The following is a 17,414-nucleotide window of genomic DNA, read 5'->3' on the forward strand; positions in this document are numbered from 1 at the left end:
AAAAAATAGAAATATGGAAGTCACAAAAGGAACTGCAAACTTACAGGTAGTAATTCGCCTCGCCCACAGCCAAGTCGCTTCCCTTGATTTGCAAGGTATCGGGCACACCAGTGCGATACTCGATAATCAACTTGACCATATCATCACTCCGCAAAATTCCCTGAGGGACCGTCCAGAAGTTTTCCGCCTCGATGGCGTACTTCAAAGCTACAGGTTCCGCATCCGTCACCGCAGAAATTTGCGTCACGGCATCCTTCGGGTTACGAACCTGCACAATGCTCCAGTAAGGGCCAGCCCCTTCCTTCACCCAGACGCTGGTGGAATCGCCCCACACGCCTTCAACGCCTTCGCAGGATACGAATTCCCATTCGCCGTAATAGCGGCCCACCGTAATGCCCATGATGTCGCTAGCAGGTGCGCCACCCAAATCCACACCGCAACTTTCGTCGGGGCAGCGGTCCGTAATGCGCACCGTAACGCGCTTCCAGCCATCAGGAGTTTTCGCCTTTACGCGAACGCAGCCACCGCAGGCAAGGCCCCCATTCCAGGGTCCTTTATCGTCACCGCTAGAAACGTTCACATGGATGGCGGCATAATACTGGATGTTGGTCTGGCCGTAATTGCAGGCGCCACCCAGACTGGTTTCTTTCTCAGTTATGCTTCCGTAAGTCGTAATGGAGCCGGTACCGCCGCGTTCATTCAGCACCGGGTCCTGAGCCGTATAGTTGTCGCACTTTTCGCAGGCACCGTCAGCGTCGTCAAAATACCATTCGTCAGAAGCGTTAGACGCAACCGTCTGGGACGCAGAACTTTCGGGAGAAGAATCTGTAGAATGCTCTGCGGAACTGCTCTGCAAGATTCCGCCCGCGCTAGAAGTTACGCCGGAATTTGACGACACCGCGGAGCTTATCGGAGCTTCGGCACCAGACGACCCCGCCTGCGCCATACCGCCACTGGATTCCTGCGAACCGTCGGACGAACTTACTCCAGACGATTCGGATACGGCAGCGGAACTATCAACTGGTCCCGCATCCGACGGACTTGAAGAATCATCACCACAGGAAAACATCAAGGCTCCCGCAAACAACAAACTTAAAACGTTTTTTCTTTCCCAATAACTCATATACATGAATATAAAAAGCCCCGCGCATTTTTTTCCGCGCAGAGCTTAATTTTTTTCGTTTACCTGCTGGTCTTTGCGACGCTCGCCTTACCTGTCATTGCGCTCTGCGTGCGCAGGACTTACGGCTCGGTCCTACCGGCAACAAGCTTTTCGTCGCGACGCTCGGCTTGCACGCTTTTCCTTGACGAGTGCGCAGAAGTCAGCCACTTCGTATGTTGGTCTTATGGGCGTTCCCCACACTATCGTGTGGGTCGGGCTATATTCTGGGGGCAATCGGCTGCGCTTACGCTTGCAGCTCACCTCCCAGAACCAAGCCTCGCTTCGCGAGTCTTGTCCCCAAGGGATCACAATCCCTAACGCAAATTTTAATAGGATACAAAAAAATACCATAAATTACTCAAAGTAAGTACAACGTGCGCAAAATCATTGTGTGACAAAATCTACTCCATTGGGATTTTTGCTAACCCAAACAGACTCCTGAATTCAAAATGATCTTCAAAAACTCTTTGCCGAATATTTGTAAACAAATTTTTTCTTTAAATCTTGCGTTTTTCATACAAATTCGCATTATATTTTAAACATCTTTTTCTACAACATAATAGGAGGATTAATGAAAAAAGATGGCCTTGATGGCGTTTGCTCTTTGTGCAACGACACTTTTTGCTGACGAATCGTTTGGAGGCATTGGTCTTGTTGTACAAGACTGAAACATTGGATTAGGAATTGAAGCTATCATCCCAAACACACCTGCGGCAAAATCTGAATTAAAGGTAGGCGATTTAATCATCGCTGTAGATGGTAAAGGGTTTGAAAATCTGTCGTTCGAACAATCCGTTTCCTTATTCCGTGATGTAAAGAACAAACCGATTGTTCTCACATATATCAGTGATGGCGACACACTTCAAGCAACACTTCGCCGTGCAATAATTACGACAAAACAAGTATCTTCAATTGACGCAAGTGTCGGAGAAATCAACGGAAAGAAATATGTTTCCACATTTGAACTTGGTGATGACAATTACACAGCTGTTTTTCTTGACAGCTCATCACCATCTTTTAAAAATGACAACTCTAATCACAATGACAGGCAGAGTGGTCTTCGTCTGTTGCAAATTCAAGACAACATCATCAGCTATGAGAACAGGGCTAGTGGGAAAACATTTTCCACTGATTTGAATGGCAAATCTCGTAATAAATGAGTATAGGAGAAGATTTTTCAATGAAGAAGATATACTTTTTAGCTCTTGGCGCATTGATTTCGTACACTCACGCACAGTTGATTGTGAGTGAAAAAATTTATCAGCAGATGGACGCACGAGAAAATCCGCGAGTCCTTATGAAAAGTCAGAAGGCTGTTTCGCAAGACTCCTACATTTATACGATTGCAGGATCACGCGACTTTAAATCGGGGAAAAATTTTCAAGTCAAGAAACTTGATGATTTTCATCGTTTCACTGTAAACAAGAAAAACAAGAAGAAACTCCACCTTGCGTCTGAAGACGAAATGCGCATACGCGCCATGGATGACATCAAGGCAATCTTACCCAAGGATGTCGCCGACTCCTGCGCCATAACGTCTGTAGGCTATGATTATTTAATGACTGATTCTTCGGAATCTAGAATCGTCGGCAGTACCGTTATGGTTCATCGAAAACTTGATGGAATGTCTGTCAGGAGCAACTCATATATCTTGGTTAATTACGATTCAACAGGAAATATGTCGTATATGGATGTTCGATGGGAAAAGTACAACAAAATTTCTGCCAAAAGTACCGTTGAAAAGTCCCAAAGATCTAAAATTCACAGGCAGGAGTTCAACGGTATGGTTGAATCCGTATCTAGAAATTTAAAAGAAAAAAATCTTCGGGGAAGTTTGGACAATTCTGTTCAAACTTTAGCCAGTTTTGAAAACGAAAACGGGGAAGTAATGCTTCTTCCGAGTGTCACCTTTATTGGACAATACTCTACCATAGATAGCGATGAAAGCATTCCGATGACATTCGACATTCCATCAGATGCATCACTAGTTCCAAACAACAAAGCGGTTGTTAGCAGATAGGAGATTGATTATATGAAAAAAATAATCTTCTTTTTTATGTTTATTTGCATCCTTGCAAACGCAAAAGATTCTAATGCTCCTTCAAGTTTTTCAATCATCACCTTTGCAATTAACCATTACGGTTTAAATAGTAGAGGTGAGCCATGGCGAACAAATTTAGATACACCTATTGAAAACGCTAATACACTAGTTAATTCCTTTAAAGATAACATCACAAAGAATTATCCTAGCACGTCATTTAAAACTCCAAAGCAATATACTGATGCCGGAGTGACAAAAGCAACATTTATAAAAGAAACTGATAACTACAATTTTGTGTATTATGATGGACATGGTGGTGTAGATAGAATAACAATGTGTCCGAATAACGAAAGAGTCTGGAATAATGACAAAGCATTCGGAGGCAATACATATTGGGTTATGTTTTCCGCATGCCAAGTCTTCAAAAAAGATGAGATGAATCCTTTTCCTTGGTTTAATGGAGTTCATTCTATTCTTGGTTATAGTTCATCTGTTACCGATTACGGGACAGAAAAGTATAAAGTAAAATGCGGACTGTTAAATTTATTCAGTTGCTCTCGAACAAGAAAATCCTCTTATGTACAAAGAGACTTTGCAACCAATTGGATTAAAGCCAAACAAACTATATGGGAATCCTACAAAAACGCTGTATATAAATGGTTGGTTCAAGGACGTGATTATGGCGTGGAACCTATAATGGTACATCTTTTTGGTACTGTTGACGGAAAACATTTCGATGGGTCCAAGGAGACGTTTGAAAATTCCATCCAAAAACCATTATATAGAAACTCAAACTTAAAATTGTATAAAACAATATGTACTTTTGGCACACCAGAATATTAACCCAAAGGAGCGTAAAATGAAAAAAATATCAATCTGCCTTATACCTTTTCTTCTCCTATTTTCAGCATGCTCTAGTAATCCTGACGAATCAACCACAAGAGATTCTCAAATAACTCTCGATGAAAATTTAATACTTTTGGATTCTATATCTCAATGCCTATCTGACACTAACGAAATATCAGAACATTCCAAAATAGACACAGTTTACCTAACGCAGCGAAATAATACGCTATCGCTTGTTTTTCCTTCAGAAATTTATTGTTCCCGAGAAAACATCAAATCAATAGGAGTTTCAATCCAAGATGATACGATTAGTGTCGAATTAATTCAAAAGGAATCCAAAACTAATGCTAAACTTGATTGTCCCGTTTGGGTTTACAGTACATTAAACGGAGACCTTAAAGGAAAATACCTACAAGCCCGAACGAATGTATATGCACTAATCAAACAATAATTTGGCTTTCAGCAAAAACAGCTGACTCACAAGATGGTCGGCTGTTTTTGTTAGATTCTAGACTAGAGAATAAGAGCAAAAGCTCAAAAAAAAATGTCTATCAATAATATAGATTATTCAAAGAGGAAGGGAGATGCCGCATCAGGTGCGGCATGACATTTGGGTGGGTGGGGTAAGCCAGGGGTTGCGGGCAGGCGCTTGAAGCCCGCTAGAAAGGGTGGAGAGCAACGGAGTGCGAATCAGGGGAAGGCTTTCCCCTTTAAAAAAACATCCGCCTAATAAGACGGATGTTTGAAATTTTCAGAGATTGCTTCGGGCTGCTCGCCCCTCGCAATGACAAATGACTGACTAGCGAACGACTTTTCGGTCTTTAGCGGTCATTTCCAAGAACTGAGCGACAGTCATCTGACCCTTGGGGACTCCTTCGGAGTCCTTCCCGCTCGCCTCGGTCCTACCGGCAAACAAGCTTTTCGTCGCGACGCTCGGCTTACCAGTCATTGCGCTCTGCTAGCGCAGGACTTGCGGCTCACTCAAGAACAAGCAAGCTTGTTCTTGGTTTCGCCTTACCAGTCCTTGGCAGGTCTTGCCTGGCCGCGGAGGGGTTTCCAAGGTTTACGTTCACCATTCTGTTCGTCAAAATCCTTCAAAAGCTGGCTGGCTTCTTCAGGGCTCATCTGACCTGCAGGAACCTCCTGCGGTTCCTCGGGCTGCTGGGGCTGTTCGCCCTGGCTATCGCTGGACTGTTCCTCAGGCTGCTGCGGTTGTTCGCCGGAGCCGCCTTCGCTATCAGAACTCTGACCCTGACTATCGCTAGACTGGTCACCATTATTCTGATCTTGATTCTGGTCCTGCTGATCCTTGTCCTGATCCTGGTTTTGATCTTGGTTCTGGTCCTTATTCTGGTCTTGATTTTGATCCTGATTGTTCTGATCATTCTGATCGTTCTTAGGATCGTTTTTCTTATTCTCGTTCTTCTGCTCGTCCTTGGCTTCCTGAATGCGATCCAGGAGCATCTGCAGCTTCTGATCATTGGGATAATACTGCAAACCTTCATTACAGGTAATTTCCGCAGAAGGCAAGCGATTCTCAATGTACTGGAAAGCGGCATCGCTATAATAAGCACTTGCAGACTTGGGAGCGGCAAATGCAGCAGCGGCACACAACAAGACGCAAACCGTCATGCGTACCGGGTTCTTCACTACGTTCAGAATGACGTCCTGGAACATTAGATCACCTCCAAGTCGTTATCGGTGTTGCTGGCATCGATTTTTGCCTTGGGCTTGCGACCAGCCTTGATTTCAATGACATCGTCAACACGCTGCACATAGGCATTCAGCTGACCAGCCGTTTCATCTTCGGCGATAATGTTTTCCAGAATCTGCTTGGCTTCTTCGTACTTGCCATCCTTACTCAGCTGGAGGGCTCGTGCCAGGGCTTCCTTGGCCTTTTCACTTAAAGGAGGCTGCTTCTGGTCATTGTCCTGGTTCTGATCCTGATTCTGTTTCTGCTTATCCAGTTCCTCTTTCAGTTTGCGCTGGACAATTTCAACATTCTTCTTGGCATTTTCAAAATTGTTGTCCAGGTCGATCGCCTTTTTAAGGTATGCCACGGACTCACGCCAAGCGGCAATACGTTCGCTGGGCTCAGCGGCCTTTTCACCAACGCGGAAATGGGTATTGGCCAAATTGTAGGCCGCCTTCGCCGCCATCTTCTTATCGGGCATGCGTACCGCACTTTCCAATTCCTTCTTGGCCTCTTCATAATTTCCAAGGCGGTACTGGCAAGTTCCGATGTTGTAGAACAGCAAAGGATTTGCCGGCTCCGATTCACGGGCCTTCATGTACTTTTCTAGGGCTGCGGCATAATCGCCTGCGGCAAACAACTTATTGCCATCATTAATGGGGCGCGCAAAGCCCATCACCGACAGCAAGACAATCAACAAAATAGACAATCGCATATCAAATTTCCTAATCGACCAGTAATATACAAAAAAACGAGGTCCCAGTACTTTTTGACTACGGACCTCATTTTATCCCTAAAACTACTTCTCTGTATAAACCACAGGGTTTACCCAGTCAGCATGGTCAAAATTCTTGGCGCCCATTTCGTCAGTCACCAGAGATATTCTACGGCCGCCGCGAATATCCAGATCCGCCGATTTTACCTGACGGCCTTCCATACGGCCACTTCTCCAGATTTCACGGTTGTCCAGTAAGACGATAAAGTCTACGACACCATTGCCCGACTCATCATCCACGCCGCAAGTCACCGTAAATCGGGTCGCATTCTTCGGCAGTTCATAAACGTGCCTTGAAGGAGCATGGGTTCCAATGCCTGCTACGTAAAGTTCGCCATTGACCCGCAGCGGATTTCCATCAATGGATTTTCCAATATGGGTGTTTCCATAACCCTGTTCCTGATGGATCAAGTTCAAATCATACACAAAGACTTCACCATCCTTCAGGCTGTAAGCGGAACGGGCCATCTGGGCAAAAGTACTTCCCATATCCACGCCATAAACCAACAGCAACAGCACATAGGGAACAAGTCCCGGCAAGGGGATTTTTTTGAACAGCCCACAGAGACGTTCAAACTTTTCAGGAGCAATGTTCTGAGCCAGGAAATAGACCATGGCAAAAATGCCGGCAATGGAAATCCAGAACCAAAGCGCATCGCCACGGGTAGACATCAGCATCGAAATATTCAAGTAAGCGACAGCCGACAAAATTACGGCACCATTGATGTTCGGCTTTCTCTGGCAGGACACCGCCGCAACGCACATGACAGCCGCGGCAAGGCAGTAACGTTCATGCATGCAAGGCAACAACATAAAGAAGGCCAGTGCATTCAGGGCAGCTACCATCATGATGGCGCCCATGTCAAGCCTCCTGAAGAACGTCACCAGTAGTACCGCGAACGAAACGATTACAAACAAAATCTTTCCCATGAGGCCCGGATTCATAAAAGCCGGAGCCCATTCGAATATGGGCCTGGTATCGGGAGTCATGTTGCCCACGAGGGCCATCCACAAGTTACCCGCATTCATGGCCGCATAAGGGTACTGCCCCACGGAACTCAGATAAGCCTGAGAGAATTCCTTGGCAAAGTTCCCCGCCAGAATAAACGGCAAGAAGACCAGCACAAAAACAGCACCGGCAGCAAACAAGCCCTTCCACATAATCTTGCGGTAGCGGAGAGCCAGGGCTCCGAAAACCGGGAGGAACATAATCATCTGGAACTTGGTCAAAAGACCAAGCATGAACAGAGCCATACCAATCGCAAAAGTATTGGGCCTTGCCGCATACCACAGCGCCCACACGCAAATCGTTACCGGCAAGATATCCACCTGTCCCCACACAGGTCCATCCAGGTAGAACGCAGGATTTATCGCCACCAAAAGCATGACCACAGTCTTTATCTGCGGCGGCCAATCACGACTCCGCAGGCGGAGCCACACGAAATGGGCCAGGGATACATGGGCCAAAATCACAGGTAGCAGGCAGAACTGTTTCAGTTCATAATCCAATTGCAACGAAAGCCCCGTGGCCTTGTAGAAGGCTGCCACCACGCGAAGCCACAAGATATAAAACGGCGGATAGTCGCCCGAAAAATTACCGACGCCCATTTCAAGGTTGCTGATCCAGCTGCGCCAATAGCCCAGGTCAGAACTGAATCCCAGCGCATGGAGCATCACGAAATTCAGGAAAACAATAAGCAAGCCCCAACTGGCAAAAGACTTTCGATCCAAAAAAGAATCAAAGGTAATTCTTCTAAAAGAGTTGATTCTATTCTTTACTTTATTCAATACAAGCTTCATTAAAACTTCCCCAAGAAAATTTTCAAAAGACTAATCAAACCCACATGATCCTTAGAGGCGATCATCTCACGAATGCTGTGCATGCTGAGCATGGGCTCACCGATATCTACAGTGGGAATTCCAAGTGAAGCCGAAATGGTAGGACCAACAGTACTTCCACAGGGCATGTCATTACGGGTGATGAACGTCTGATAAGGAACGTCTGCCTTTTTACAAAGAAGTTTGAATTGTGCCGAAGAAAGAACGTCACTGGCATAACGCTTCTGGGCATTCGTCTTTAGCACCACACCGCCGCCCAAGACAGGCGCATGGTTTGATTCATGCTTCTGCGGGAAGTTAGGATGTTCTGCATGAGCCATGTCAATGGACAAGGCTAAGGAATCAGCCAACACTTCAGACAGGCTACGGCCAACACCACCATTTTGGGCATAACGGTTCCAGAGGGTTTCAAGAGTTGACTGGAGGAAGTTTCCGCCAGCACCATCACGAGAAACAGAGCCCACTTCCTCGTTGTTCATGAATGCAGCCACCAGGAAGTCATTTTCGGGAACATCCGAATTCAGCATTGCTTCGGCAATGGCGTGGCAACTGCTCAAGTTATCCAGGCGTCCGGAATAGACCCATTCATCATTAAAGCCACCCACACTTGCAGGCTGGGCATCAAAAAACTGGACGTCAAAATCAAGCAGGTGTTCATCACCACCCAGTTCCGCCTGAAGGACATCAGCAAATTTCCGGGAGGCATCTGCGGCGCTAGAACTGGAACTCCATAACGCATCCAGATCCGTCTGGGGGTTCACCTTCAGACCATCCTGATTCACGCCACGGTTCAAGTGGATTGCCAACTGAGGGATACGGAACAACTTGCTTCCGCGAATCAGTCGAGAACCGACTTGGCCATCCTTTTCAAAAGCCAGCAGACCGGCATATCCCAGATCACGATCCAGCCAGCTTGTATAAAGCAGGCCGCCATAAGTTTCAACATGAAGTTTGTTCACTCCCGCACAGTTCTTGTCGGGATTGGGAGATATCCTGAGCGCAGGAAAATCCGTATGGGCCAGGGCGATACGAAACCTGGTGTTAGAATTCACCTTCCTAGGCAAACGGACCGCAATAAGGGCCCCATTTCGTTCAAAAACGGAGTCCTTACCAAAACCAGCCTTTTCAAAAGCCTTCTTTAACTCCGATACCGTGTGAAAAGGTGTTACTGCACTATCTAGAAACTCAAAAAAATCCATGATCTCCTCAAATATCGCTTTTAAAAAATAGAAACATAACGGAAAGACCCATCCAAGTGGTAAATAATTATTTATATATTTCCCAATATGGCTTTTAAACCGCTAAAGCGCATCAACTGGATGGAAATTTCCGGCCTCCTGGTCGGAATCTTCTTTACCGTTGCCATCATGATTTTTGGCATTGTGCTTTACGCAAAGCTTTTCTCATCTGGTATGATCGGCGTGGAAGAATACAAGCTCCACAGTAGGTTCGAAAAGGCGTTCGGCTTACGCCCCGGAACCCGTGTCCAGATTAGCGGTGTAGACGTGGGCCAGATTTCCGACATGGAAATTGAGGGCGAAGGCGTCAAGATGGAATTCATCATCCGCAAGCAATACCAGAACTGGATTACCGACAGCGCCAAGGTGTTCGCCATCCGTGACCAGAACCTGATTTCGGCCCGTGTTGTTAACATCGACGTGAACCGCGGCAAGGGACGAGTACTGGAGGATGGAGAATTCTTACCTCCGGGCCAGGCGCAGGATATCGAAACCGTTCTTGAAACGGCAAACGAACTTCTGGGACGCGTAAATGTACTTGTCAACGCTGCCGACACCCTACTCTCCATGGCAATGGATACGGGAACTACCGTCGGCGCATTGTTCGGCTCCCGAGGACTTTACGACAACCTGAACCGCCAGCTAGGTCGTCTAGACGATATGACCTACATCGGCAAGAAGGTCTTATTCCAGGCAGCAGGCTTGTTTGACACGATTCAGACAGAAATGCCTCTCCTGTTAGGAAAGGTCAATATCATCGCCGACGACGTATCCGCTATGATGGGTGAACTGAAGCCCATTCCCCAGCGAATCGACGGCTTGATGGGTAGTATCGATGGTATGATGGGCAAGGTCGACAAGACTTTCGAACGTGTAGATGGAGTCCTTACCGAAGTTGGCGTACTGACAAGCGGAATCGGCGACTTTATGGAAGCCACCGAACAGACTTTGCAGAATGCCGACGACCTTATGGCAGGAATCTCCAACATGTGGATAGTCCGCAGATCCATGCCCTCCAAGGATAGCGTGCCCTTCTTGGTGGAGACCCTATGGTAAAGAAACTGCCTAAGTTCCGCCTTGCCCGCACAGCAGCCGTCGCCATGGGAATCGCCCTGGCCGCCACTTCTTTCGCAGAAGCCTCCGAATCGGGAATTCTTGCTGCAAGAGCCCAGCGTTCCTTCAGCAACGGAAAGTTCGCCAAGGGTTACGGCCAGCTGGAAAGAGCTCTTCTCGCCAGCCGCAAAGAATCCGACCTATTTTCTGAAGGTCGAGTCCTGATTAACATGGCACGAATCCGCACCATCAGCCTTGACCTAAACCTGGCAGATTCTCTGCTTACCGTTGTCAGGCCCGAAGCCCTGGACGTCAGCACCTTGGTGCAGCTGGTCACCACAAAGGCCGCCATCGCAAACGCCCGAGGCGACTACCAGAAGGCAAACAAGAACTGCGAATCCATCGTTGCAGACTCTCTAAAGAATGCGCAAGAAACTGCACAGGCCGCTTATTATAGCGAATGCGCCATTGCCCAGGCTGGGGCACGTCAGATGGATGCCGCCAATGAATCCCTCAAGATGGTCGGAAAGCGAACCGACAAGAAGGGCGGGTTCTATGCCTTTACCGCAGCCCGCATCGCAGACATCTCTGGCAACGCCGAAGCAGACTCCCTCTACCGCATCGCCGAAGCCAAGGCAATCCAGGCAAACCTCCCCTTTACCACGGCAACGATTCTGTACTTGCGTTCCCAGCTGAAGTCTACGCCTAAAAAAGAAGCCGAAGACCTGAAGTTGCGTTGCAAGAATGCGTTCGAACTGATCGGCCTCCCCAACAACGCAAAACGTTGTTCTAAATAAAATTTTTCAGAATTTATATAAGCAAGAAAGCCTTCCTTACGGAAGGCTTCTATTTTTTAAAGTCAGCTGTTTTTAGTTCGACGTAGAATCCGGAAAAGCAACGGCAACGGAATCGCTAGGCGGCTCAACACTGTCAGTCTTGACTTCCGGTTCCTCAACCTTCTTCATAGCCAGCAATTCCCTGTACACAAGGCCAGGATGCATCTTACCCTCCACCATGGCATTCATGAGGAACTTCACCCTCTGATAGGTTTCATTCTTCTCGGGATCGCCAACCATACCTTTATATCCAAGAAGTCGAAGAACCTTGGAATAAAAACCTTCCCTGAACTTCTTGAAGCGAGGTTGCATCATGTCATTCAGCACTGATTCCAGGGCCATTTCGGTCTGCATGGTATCCAGCTCAAAACTGCGGTAGATGGTACGGATATGGGGCGGAATAGTGGTATCGGGGCTATCGAAATAACGGCGCATCACGTTTGCGGCCTCGGTCTTGTTCGGATGGGGACCGCGAGCAAGACGCATGGCATAGTAGAGCGAATAGCGCCAGTTTTCAGGATAGACTTTACTGGCCCTGCGAAGCACCACAAAGTCAGAAGTATCCTGAGCATCGACAGGAGTGATACCGCCAACAAAATAGTAGGGGGTATTAAAAAGGCTATCCAACTCCGTGCAAAGATTTGCCACATGACCCAGATAGGCATACTCCTTACCCGTCAGGAAGCTTTCACCCAGTTCGGTAAGACCCTTGATCCAGAAAAGCCCCGCCACAGATGCATCGTGACCGGCAGCCACATAGCGAACAGAAGAGGCCTTGGGCAAGAAGGATTCGTCGAAATTGGTACTGGGAAGAGGCTTTGCCATACGGAAAGCCACCGCCACGAGGGCTACTGCAACAACGATTACCGCAATAAACCTAACAGACCGCATTCGACTACCTCAACCTTGTTCCTAGATCTGGCAAGCTTCAGCCAGACGTTCCAGGGCGTCAACGCATTCGTTAGCGAAGTTTTCGGGCTTTTCGCTACGCTGGTAAGCGAAATTCAGACCACTGGAGCTGTTCAGCACATGGAACTTGCGCTTGCCGCCACCGTTCTTGATTGCGGTAAGTACAGTCTTTGCATCGCCACCCTGACCACCGGGCACACCAGGAATGGAAACGCCAGGAATCAGGAAGGGAATTTCGTGCTGGTGGGCAACACAGTAGGCGGTAATCTTTTCAAGTTCTTCGGGATGAGTTGCACCGACCACAGCACCGAAGAAGCCCTTGTCGCCGTCCCATTCAAAGATCTTGTCGGCAACAGAGTAGAAGGCTTCGTTCACGTCGCGGGGATCGTCACTACCGATAACAGGCATATCCTGGAAATCGTGAGCGCCCTTGTTGCTGGTACGGAGCAGCACATAAGCACCGTTCTCGGAATTTTCGCGAACAAAGGGATTCACGGAATCGGAACCCATCCACGGGGAAACGGTCACCACGTCAGCCTTGTACACGTCAAAGGCGGCGGTAGCGTAGGCAGCGCTGGACTTACCGATATCACCGCGCTTGGCATCGAGAATCACGGGAATGCCAGCACTCTTGTAATCAGCAATGAGCTGCTGCAAGGTGAGCATGGCCTGCACGCTGACGCATTCGTAGTAAGCGCTATTGGGCTTGACTACAGCGGGCTGCACATTGCGCTTCAGGCAGCACTCCAGAATTTCGGAATAGAAACGCTTGATCTTGTCTTCGGCAGAACCTGCAGAAACACAAGGGTCAATCAGCTTCATCACCGGATCCATGCCCATGCAAACCGGGTTGCCGCACTTGGCGACGCGCTGTTCTAGACGTTCATGAAAGTTCATTATAAACCTCAGCTATTTCCGTTTTACTTCAGTTCGTCCAGGATCTGGGCGGCTTCGTAAGAAAGGATGCCGTGAGCCACAGCAACATTCAGGGATTCCAGATCGCTACTCATGGGGATCTTGACGGTTTCGTCAGCCAGTTCAATGAAGTAGGGATTGGTGCCAGCACCTTCGTTACCCACCAGGAAAGCCATCTTGCGGAGCTTATGCTGGGGAATTTCGCGGAGGGACTGCTTACCGTGAAGATCAGTAGCAATAATGGTGTAACCCTTGCTGCGGAGGAAGTTGATCTGGTCGATCAGGTCAACATCAAATTCGAAAGGCACGCGGAGGAAAGTACCCGAGGAACCACGAACAACCTTGGGGTTGAAGGGGCTAACGGTACCGCGACCGAGAATCATACCATCGGAACCGAAACCGAGGCTGGTACGGAAGAGAGTACCCAAGTTACCCGGATCCTGCACGGCGTCCACGAGAGTGAGGATGCTACGGCTGGATTCATAGGCGGGCTTCTTGCTGGCAATGCGGGCCACGGCAATCACACCCTGGGGGGTAACGGTAGAAGACAGACGCTTCATCTGGTCTTCAGTCAAGATGTTAATCTTGATTTCAGCTTCATTAATGGTTTCGATCAAGCCTTCGTCAGCGAAACCTTCGACAGCATAAACGCCAACCACCAATTCACGATGATGGGAAACCAGTTCCTGCACAACGTGAACACCTTCACCAATGAAACGGCCTTCGCGTTCGCGGCCCTTTTCGGTGGTGAGAGCCAGGAGCTTCTTGAACCAAGGCGGGTTGAAGTTTACATCTTCGCTAACTTCAGCCTGGGCTACGCGTGCTTCCAGTGCGGCTTCGTCCAGAACTTCTTCCACAGCTTCTACAGGCTGTTCTTCAGGACGCTGACGGTAAATGGGGCGGCTAAATTCACGACGTTCGCCACCATCGCGGTTAAAGGGCTTGCGGTCGCCACGGAAGGGGCGGTCACCGAAAGAACGGGGGCGACGGTCACGATTGAAGGGGCGGTCTTCACCTTCTGCGCCTTCATGGTTGAATTCACGACGGTCATCGTCGCGACGGGGGCGGTCACCAAAGGGACGGTCACCGAAACGGCGTTCGCCGCGGTCACCAAAAGGTTTGCGGTCACCGAACTTGCGATCACCAAAACGGCGTTCGCCACGGTCACCAAACTTTCTGTCGCCAAAAGACTTGCGGTCGCCACGGCCTTCACGGGAGTCACGGCTATCGCCGTCACGACGGGGGTTACGACGGTCAGCAGCTTCGCTGACGCCGAACTTGCGGTTCAATGTGGCCTTTACGGTGCGGTTTTCGTTATTTTCTTCGCTCATAGTTTTTCCATTATTTGTTTGGCGACGGATTCCCCGTCAATATTCAAAAGTTTGTAGAGGGCCGAAATTTCGCCCTGTTCAACGAATTTGTCCGGAAGTCCGAAGCGGAGCAAACGTTTGTCCGTAATTCCGAGATCCATAAGCAGTTCGCCGATAGCAGAACCAAAACCACCAACTAAGGTATTGTCTTCGAGAGTTACAATAGTCTTGTGGCTTTCGAAGAGTGCGCGGTAGCATTCTTCGTCCAAGGGTTTGATGATGCGAGCATCCACGAGAGTCGGGTTGTAACCGTTCTCACGCAAGACACTTGCAGTCTTCTTCAGTTCGTTAGTCATGAAGCCTGCACCCAGGAGCAAGATATCCTTACCCTGTTCAAGAACCTTGGGCAGTTTCGCATCAAAGTTCTCAGTTGCAGGTTCCAAAGTTTCTGCCAAGGCAGTACCGCGAGGATAGCGGATCGCCACAGGCCCTTCCATGTCGATAGAAGCCTGGATCATATCCCGAAGTTCATTCTCGTTAGACGGAGCCAGGATGGTAATTCCCGGAACCGTACGCAAGAACGACAAGTCAAAAACGCCATGATGGGTAGGACCATCGGCCCCCACCAAACCGGCGCGGTCAAGCACCATCACCACATGCAAATTCTGCAGGGCGATGTCATGCATGATCTGGTCGTAGGCGCGCTGCATAAAGGAGGAGTAGATTGCCACTACAGGCACCACACCATCACAGGCAAGACCAGACGCAAAAGTCAGAGCGTGTTCTTCGGCAATACCCACATCGATAACGCGATCAGGAAGTTCCTTGGCAACGATATCCATGCCGCAGCCCGTGGGCATTGCAGCCGTAATACCGATGACACGGTTATCCTTCTTCGCAATTTCAAGAAGGGTCTTACCAAAGATGCTGGTAAGAGACGGATTGGGCTTACCCGGAGCCAGGGGCAGACCACTTTCAGGATCGAAGGGACCGCAACCATGGAACTTGGTGGGGTTAGCTACAGCCGCAGACATACCACGGCCTTTTTCCGTCAGCACATGAACGAGGCAAGGCCCGGGCTGGGACTTGACTCGCTCCAGAATCATAATCAATTCATCGATGTCATGACCATCGATAGGACCAAAGTAGCGGACGCCCAGATCTTCAAAGAACTGACCGGGCTTCACAGCCGTCTTGGCAGCACTTTCCACCTGCAGGAACAGATCGCGGAAACGGGAACCCAGAATACCGGGAAGACGCTTCATCAGGCGGTCCAGGTCCGTACGCATCTTGTTGTAAACCGGATCGGAAATCACACGGTTCAGATACTTGCTAAAGCCGCCGACATTGGGCGCAATGCTCATCTTGTTATCGTTCAAGATGATGGTCATGTTCTGCTTAGAAATGCCAGCATTGTTCAGAGCTTCATAAGCCATACCGCCGGTCATGGAGCCATCACCAATAACAGCCACCACGTTGTTCTTGCGCTTGAAGTGGTTACGGGCAACAGCAAAACCCAGAGCAGCAGAAATGGAAGTGGTTGCATGACCTGCACCATAGCAGTCATACTCACTTTCGTTACGCTTCAGGAAGCCCGAAATACCGCCCTGCTGACGCAAGGTACCGAAGCGATCGATACGGCCAGTCAGAAGCTTGTGAACATAAGCCTGATGACCCACATCCCAGACAATCTTGTCTTCGGGAGCGTTGTACACATAGTGCAGCGCAAGAGTCAGTTCCACTACACCAAGGCTCGAAGCCAAATGGCCGCCATGCTTAGAAACCTGACCAATGATGGTCTCGCGAATCTGGGAGGCCAACTGTTCAAGTTCCTTCACAGAACAATGCTTAATGTCCTGAGGCGACTTAATGCTCTTAAGGTCCATTATTTAACTCGGGTAATGATGAAAGCTGCGACAGAGCGAAGGATCGTGGTATCGTACTTAAGACCGTCCAATGCCTTGATAGACTCGTCATAAAGTTCGCGAGCCCTTTCCCTGGACTTTTCCAGACCAACCAGAGCCGGGTAGGTTGCCTTGCCCTTCTCGATGTCGGATCCGGCGTCCTTGCCCAGTTCTTCGGTGGTAGAAACGATGTCCAGGATATCATCGACAATCTGGAAAGCCAGACCGATAGAACGGCCATAGTCGCGAATAATCTTGATTTCGTCTTCGGTTGCGTTTGCCAGACGGGCACCCACTTCCAGAGAAGCTTCCAGGAGAGCGGCAGTCTTGTGGTAATGGATATAGTCCACAGTTGCCAGATCAACAGCCTTACCTTCGGATTCGATGTCGATCATTTCGCCACCGATCATACCATAGGTACCCAGCAGGTGAGCCAGGATTTCGATAGCCTTGGCATTGCCGGTCTTGCCCATCATTTCAAAAGCATGGATGCAGAGGGCATCGCCAGCCATCACGGCGGTAGCTTCGCCAAACTGCTTATGGCTAGTGGGCTTGCCGCGACGGAAGTCGTCGTTATCGACGCAGGGCAGATCGTCGTGAATCAGGGAGAACGTATGGAGCATTTCCAAGGCGCTCATGGCGTAATCCACAGAGTTTCCCTTACCGCCGAACATGTCAAACGCAGCCTTGACCAAGGCCGGGCGCAAACGCTTGCCACCTGCAAACATGGAATAGCGCATAGCCTCATGAAGGCGACAGGGCTGATCCGTCACAGGGGGGAGTAATTCATCAAACTTCTTTTCCGCTTCCTTGGAGACGCGGGAAAGGTAATCCAGGGCAATAGCCGCTTCTTTTTCAAGAGATTCCATATTTACCAAATTTACATAAAAAAA

General features: G+C 48.8%; 17 protein-coding genes. 6 read left to right on the forward strand and 11 right to left on the reverse strand.

Annotation, left to right across the window (positions count from 1 at the left end; all coding sequences use genetic code 11):
• Nucleotides 1-40: 40 nt before the first annotated feature.
• Complete coding sequence (locus tag BUB73_RS09200) at nt 41-1,069, reverse strand: expansin family protein (RefSeq protein ID WP_073285219.1); 1,029 nt, start codon at nt 1,067-1,069, stop codon at nt 41-43.
• A gap of 776 nt (nt 1,070-1,845) precedes the next feature.
• On the opposite strand from BUB73_RS09200, the gene BUB73_RS17985 reads away from it, so the two are divergent.
• From BUB73_RS17985 to BUB73_RS16915, 4 genes are read left to right on the forward strand one after another with little or no spacing between them, the layout of a single operon-like run.
• Entirely contained in the window at nt 1,846-2,322 is a 477-nt protein-coding gene (locus BUB73_RS17985; protein ID WP_371522603.1) for a PDZ domain-containing protein, read from the forward strand.
• A gap of 20 nt (nt 2,323-2,342) precedes the next feature.
• Nucleotides 2,343-3,182, forward strand: a complete 840-nt coding sequence (locus tag BUB73_RS09210) for a hypothetical protein (RefSeq protein ID WP_073285221.1) — start codon at nt 2,343-2,345, stop codon at nt 3,180-3,182.
• 12 nt (nt 3,183-3,194) lie between these two features.
• A complete protein-coding gene (locus tag BUB73_RS09215) occupies nt 3,195-4,046 on the forward strand; it encodes a DUF6345 domain-containing protein (protein WP_073285224.1) in 852 nt (283 codons plus the stop codon).
• 16 nt (nt 4,047-4,062) lie between these two features.
• Nucleotides 4,063-4,500 (forward strand): hypothetical protein, encoded by a 438-nt coding sequence (locus BUB73_RS16915; RefSeq protein ID WP_139259173.1) that lies wholly within the window; start codon nt 4,063-4,065, stop codon nt 4,498-4,500.
• Between the two features lie 348 nt (nt 4,501-4,848).
• On the opposite strand, the gene BUB73_RS17265 is transcribed toward BUB73_RS16915, so the two are convergent.
• The 5 genes from BUB73_RS17265 to BUB73_RS09235 form a co-directional block, all read right to left on the reverse strand.
• Nucleotides 4,849-4,998, reverse strand: a complete 150-nt coding sequence (locus BUB73_RS17265; RefSeq protein ID WP_170932294.1) for a hypothetical protein — start codon at nt 4,996-4,998, stop codon at nt 4,849-4,851.
• A gap of 65 nt (nt 4,999-5,063) precedes the next feature.
• Complete coding sequence (locus BUB73_RS17270; protein WP_073285226.1) at nt 5,064-5,726, reverse strand: hypothetical protein; 663 nt, start codon at nt 5,724-5,726, stop codon at nt 5,064-5,066.
• On the reverse strand, nt 5,726-6,457 hold the full coding sequence (locus BUB73_RS09225) for a tetratricopeptide repeat protein (protein WP_073235836.1): 732 nt from the start codon (nt 6,455-6,457) through the stop codon (nt 5,726-5,728). Before BUB73_RS09225 ends, BUB73_RS17270 begins: the two co-directional genes overlap by 1 nt.
• Nucleotides 6,458-6,541: 84 nt before the next feature.
• The gene (locus BUB73_RS09230) at nt 6,542-8,317 is read right to left on the reverse strand and encodes an NPCBM/NEW2 domain-containing protein (protein ID WP_073285229.1); all 1,776 of its coding nucleotides are present in this window, start codon (nt 8,315-8,317) and stop codon (nt 6,542-6,544) included.
• A complete protein-coding gene (locus BUB73_RS09235; RefSeq protein ID WP_073285232.1) occupies nt 8,317-9,555 on the reverse strand; it encodes a M18 family aminopeptidase in 1,239 nt (412 codons plus the stop codon). Before BUB73_RS09235 ends, BUB73_RS09230 begins: the two co-directional genes overlap by 1 nt.
• An 87-nt stretch (nt 9,556-9,642) precedes the next feature.
• Between BUB73_RS09235 and BUB73_RS09240 the strand changes: the two genes are divergently transcribed.
• Complete coding sequence (locus BUB73_RS09240) at nt 9,643-10,650, forward strand: MlaD family protein (RefSeq protein WP_073285234.1); 1,008 nt, start codon at nt 9,643-9,645, stop codon at nt 10,648-10,650.
• Nucleotides 10,644-11,444 carry a hypothetical protein gene (locus BUB73_RS09245; RefSeq protein WP_073285236.1) on the forward strand — a complete coding sequence of 267 codons (801 nt, stop codon included), beginning with the start codon at nt 10,644-10,646 and terminating at the stop codon, nt 11,442-11,444. The genes BUB73_RS09240 and BUB73_RS09245 overlap by 7 nt, the downstream gene beginning before the upstream one ends.
• 72 nt (nt 11,445-11,516) lie before the next feature.
• Here BUB73_RS09245 and BUB73_RS09250 read toward each other — a convergent pair whose 3' ends face one another.
• From BUB73_RS09250 to BUB73_RS09270, 5 genes are read right to left on the reverse strand one after another with little or no spacing between them, the layout of a single operon-like run.
• A complete protein-coding gene (locus tag BUB73_RS09250) occupies nt 11,517-12,374 on the reverse strand; it encodes a hypothetical protein (RefSeq protein WP_073159014.1) in 858 nt (285 codons plus the stop codon).
• 21 nt (nt 12,375-12,395) lie between these two features.
• Nucleotides 12,396-13,289 (reverse strand): orotidine-5'-phosphate decarboxylase, encoded by an 894-nt coding sequence (gene pyrF / locus BUB73_RS09255; RefSeq protein ID WP_073159016.1) that lies wholly within the window; start codon nt 13,287-13,289, stop codon nt 12,396-12,398.
• A gap of 23 nt (nt 13,290-13,312) precedes the next feature.
• Entirely contained in the window at nt 13,313-14,638 is a 1,326-nt protein-coding gene (locus tag BUB73_RS09260; RefSeq protein WP_073285239.1) for a TrmH family RNA methyltransferase, read from the reverse strand.
• Nucleotides 14,635-16,503 carry a 1-deoxy-D-xylulose-5-phosphate synthase gene (gene dxs / locus BUB73_RS09265; RefSeq protein ID WP_073235826.1) on the reverse strand — a complete coding sequence of 623 codons (1,869 nt, stop codon included), beginning with the start codon at nt 16,501-16,503 and terminating at the stop codon, nt 14,635-14,637. The genes BUB73_RS09260 and dxs overlap by 4 nt, the downstream gene beginning before the upstream one ends.
• Nucleotides 16,503-17,390: a polyprenyl synthetase family protein gene (locus BUB73_RS09270; protein ID WP_083538187.1), complete on the reverse strand. Its 888-nt coding sequence runs from the start codon at nt 17,388-17,390 to the stop codon at nt 16,503-16,505. Before BUB73_RS09270 ends, dxs begins: the two co-directional genes overlap by 1 nt.
• Nucleotides 17,391-17,414 lie beyond the last annotated feature (24 nt).

The sequence above is a fragment of the Fibrobacter sp. UWH6 genome, from assembly GCF_900142465.1.
Classification (GTDB): Bacteria; Fibrobacterota; Fibrobacteria; order Fibrobacterales; family Fibrobacteraceae; genus Fibrobacter.

Coding starts and splice junctions, on each gene's coding strand:
- BUB73_RS16915 (WP_139259173.1), top strand. CDS start 4,063: ATGAAAAAAATATCAATCTGCCTTATACCTTTTCTTCTCCTATTTTCA.
- BUB73_RS17270 (WP_073285226.1), bottom strand. CDS start 5,726: ATGTTCCAGGACGTCATTCTGAACGTAGTGAAGAACCCGGTACGCATG.
- BUB73_RS09235 (WP_073285232.1), bottom strand. CDS start 9,555: ATGGATTTTTTTGAGTTTCTAGATAGTGCAGTAACACCTTTTCACACG.
- BUB73_RS09210 (WP_073285221.1), top strand. CDS start 2,343: ATGAAGAAGATATACTTTTTAGCTCTTGGCGCATTGATTTCGTACACT.
- BUB73_RS09240 (WP_073285234.1), top strand. CDS start 9,643: ATGGCTTTTAAACCGCTAAAGCGCATCAACTGGATGGAAATTTCCGGC.
- BUB73_RS09230 (WP_073285229.1), bottom strand. CDS start 8,317: ATGAAGCTTGTATTGAATAAAGTAAAGAATAGAATCAACTCTTTTAGA.
- BUB73_RS09215 (WP_073285224.1), top strand. CDS start 3,195: ATGAAAAAAATAATCTTCTTTTTTATGTTTATTTGCATCCTTGCAAAC.
- pyrF (WP_073159016.1), bottom strand. CDS start 13,289: ATGAACTTTCATGAACGTCTAGAACAGCGCGTCGCCAAGTGCGGCAAC.
- BUB73_RS09200 (WP_073285219.1), bottom strand. CDS start 1,069: ATGTTTTCCTGTGGTGATGATTCTTCAAGTCCGTCGGATGCGGGACCA.
- dxs (WP_073235826.1), bottom strand. CDS start 16,503: ATGGACCTTAAGAGCATTAAGTCGCCTCAGGACATTAAGCATTGTTCT.
- BUB73_RS09270 (WP_083538187.1), bottom strand. CDS start 17,390: ATGGAATCTCTTGAAAAAGAAGCGGCTATTGCCCTGGATTACCTTTCC.
- BUB73_RS09245 (WP_073285236.1), top strand. CDS start 10,644: ATGGTAAAGAAACTGCCTAAGTTCCGCCTTGCCCGCACAGCAGCCGTC.
- BUB73_RS09250 (WP_073159014.1), bottom strand. CDS start 12,374: ATGCGGTCTGTTAGGTTTATTGCGGTAATCGTTGTTGCAGTAGCCCTC.
- BUB73_RS09260 (WP_073285239.1), bottom strand. CDS start 14,638: ATGAGCGAAGAAAATAACGAAAACCGCACCGTAAAGGCCACATTGAAC.
- BUB73_RS09225 (WP_073235836.1), bottom strand. CDS start 6,457: ATGCGATTGTCTATTTTGTTGATTGTCTTGCTGTCGGTGATGGGCTTT.
- BUB73_RS17265 (WP_170932294.1), bottom strand. CDS start 4,998: ATGACTGGTAAGCCGAGCGTCGCGACGAAAAGCTTGTTTGCCGGTAGG.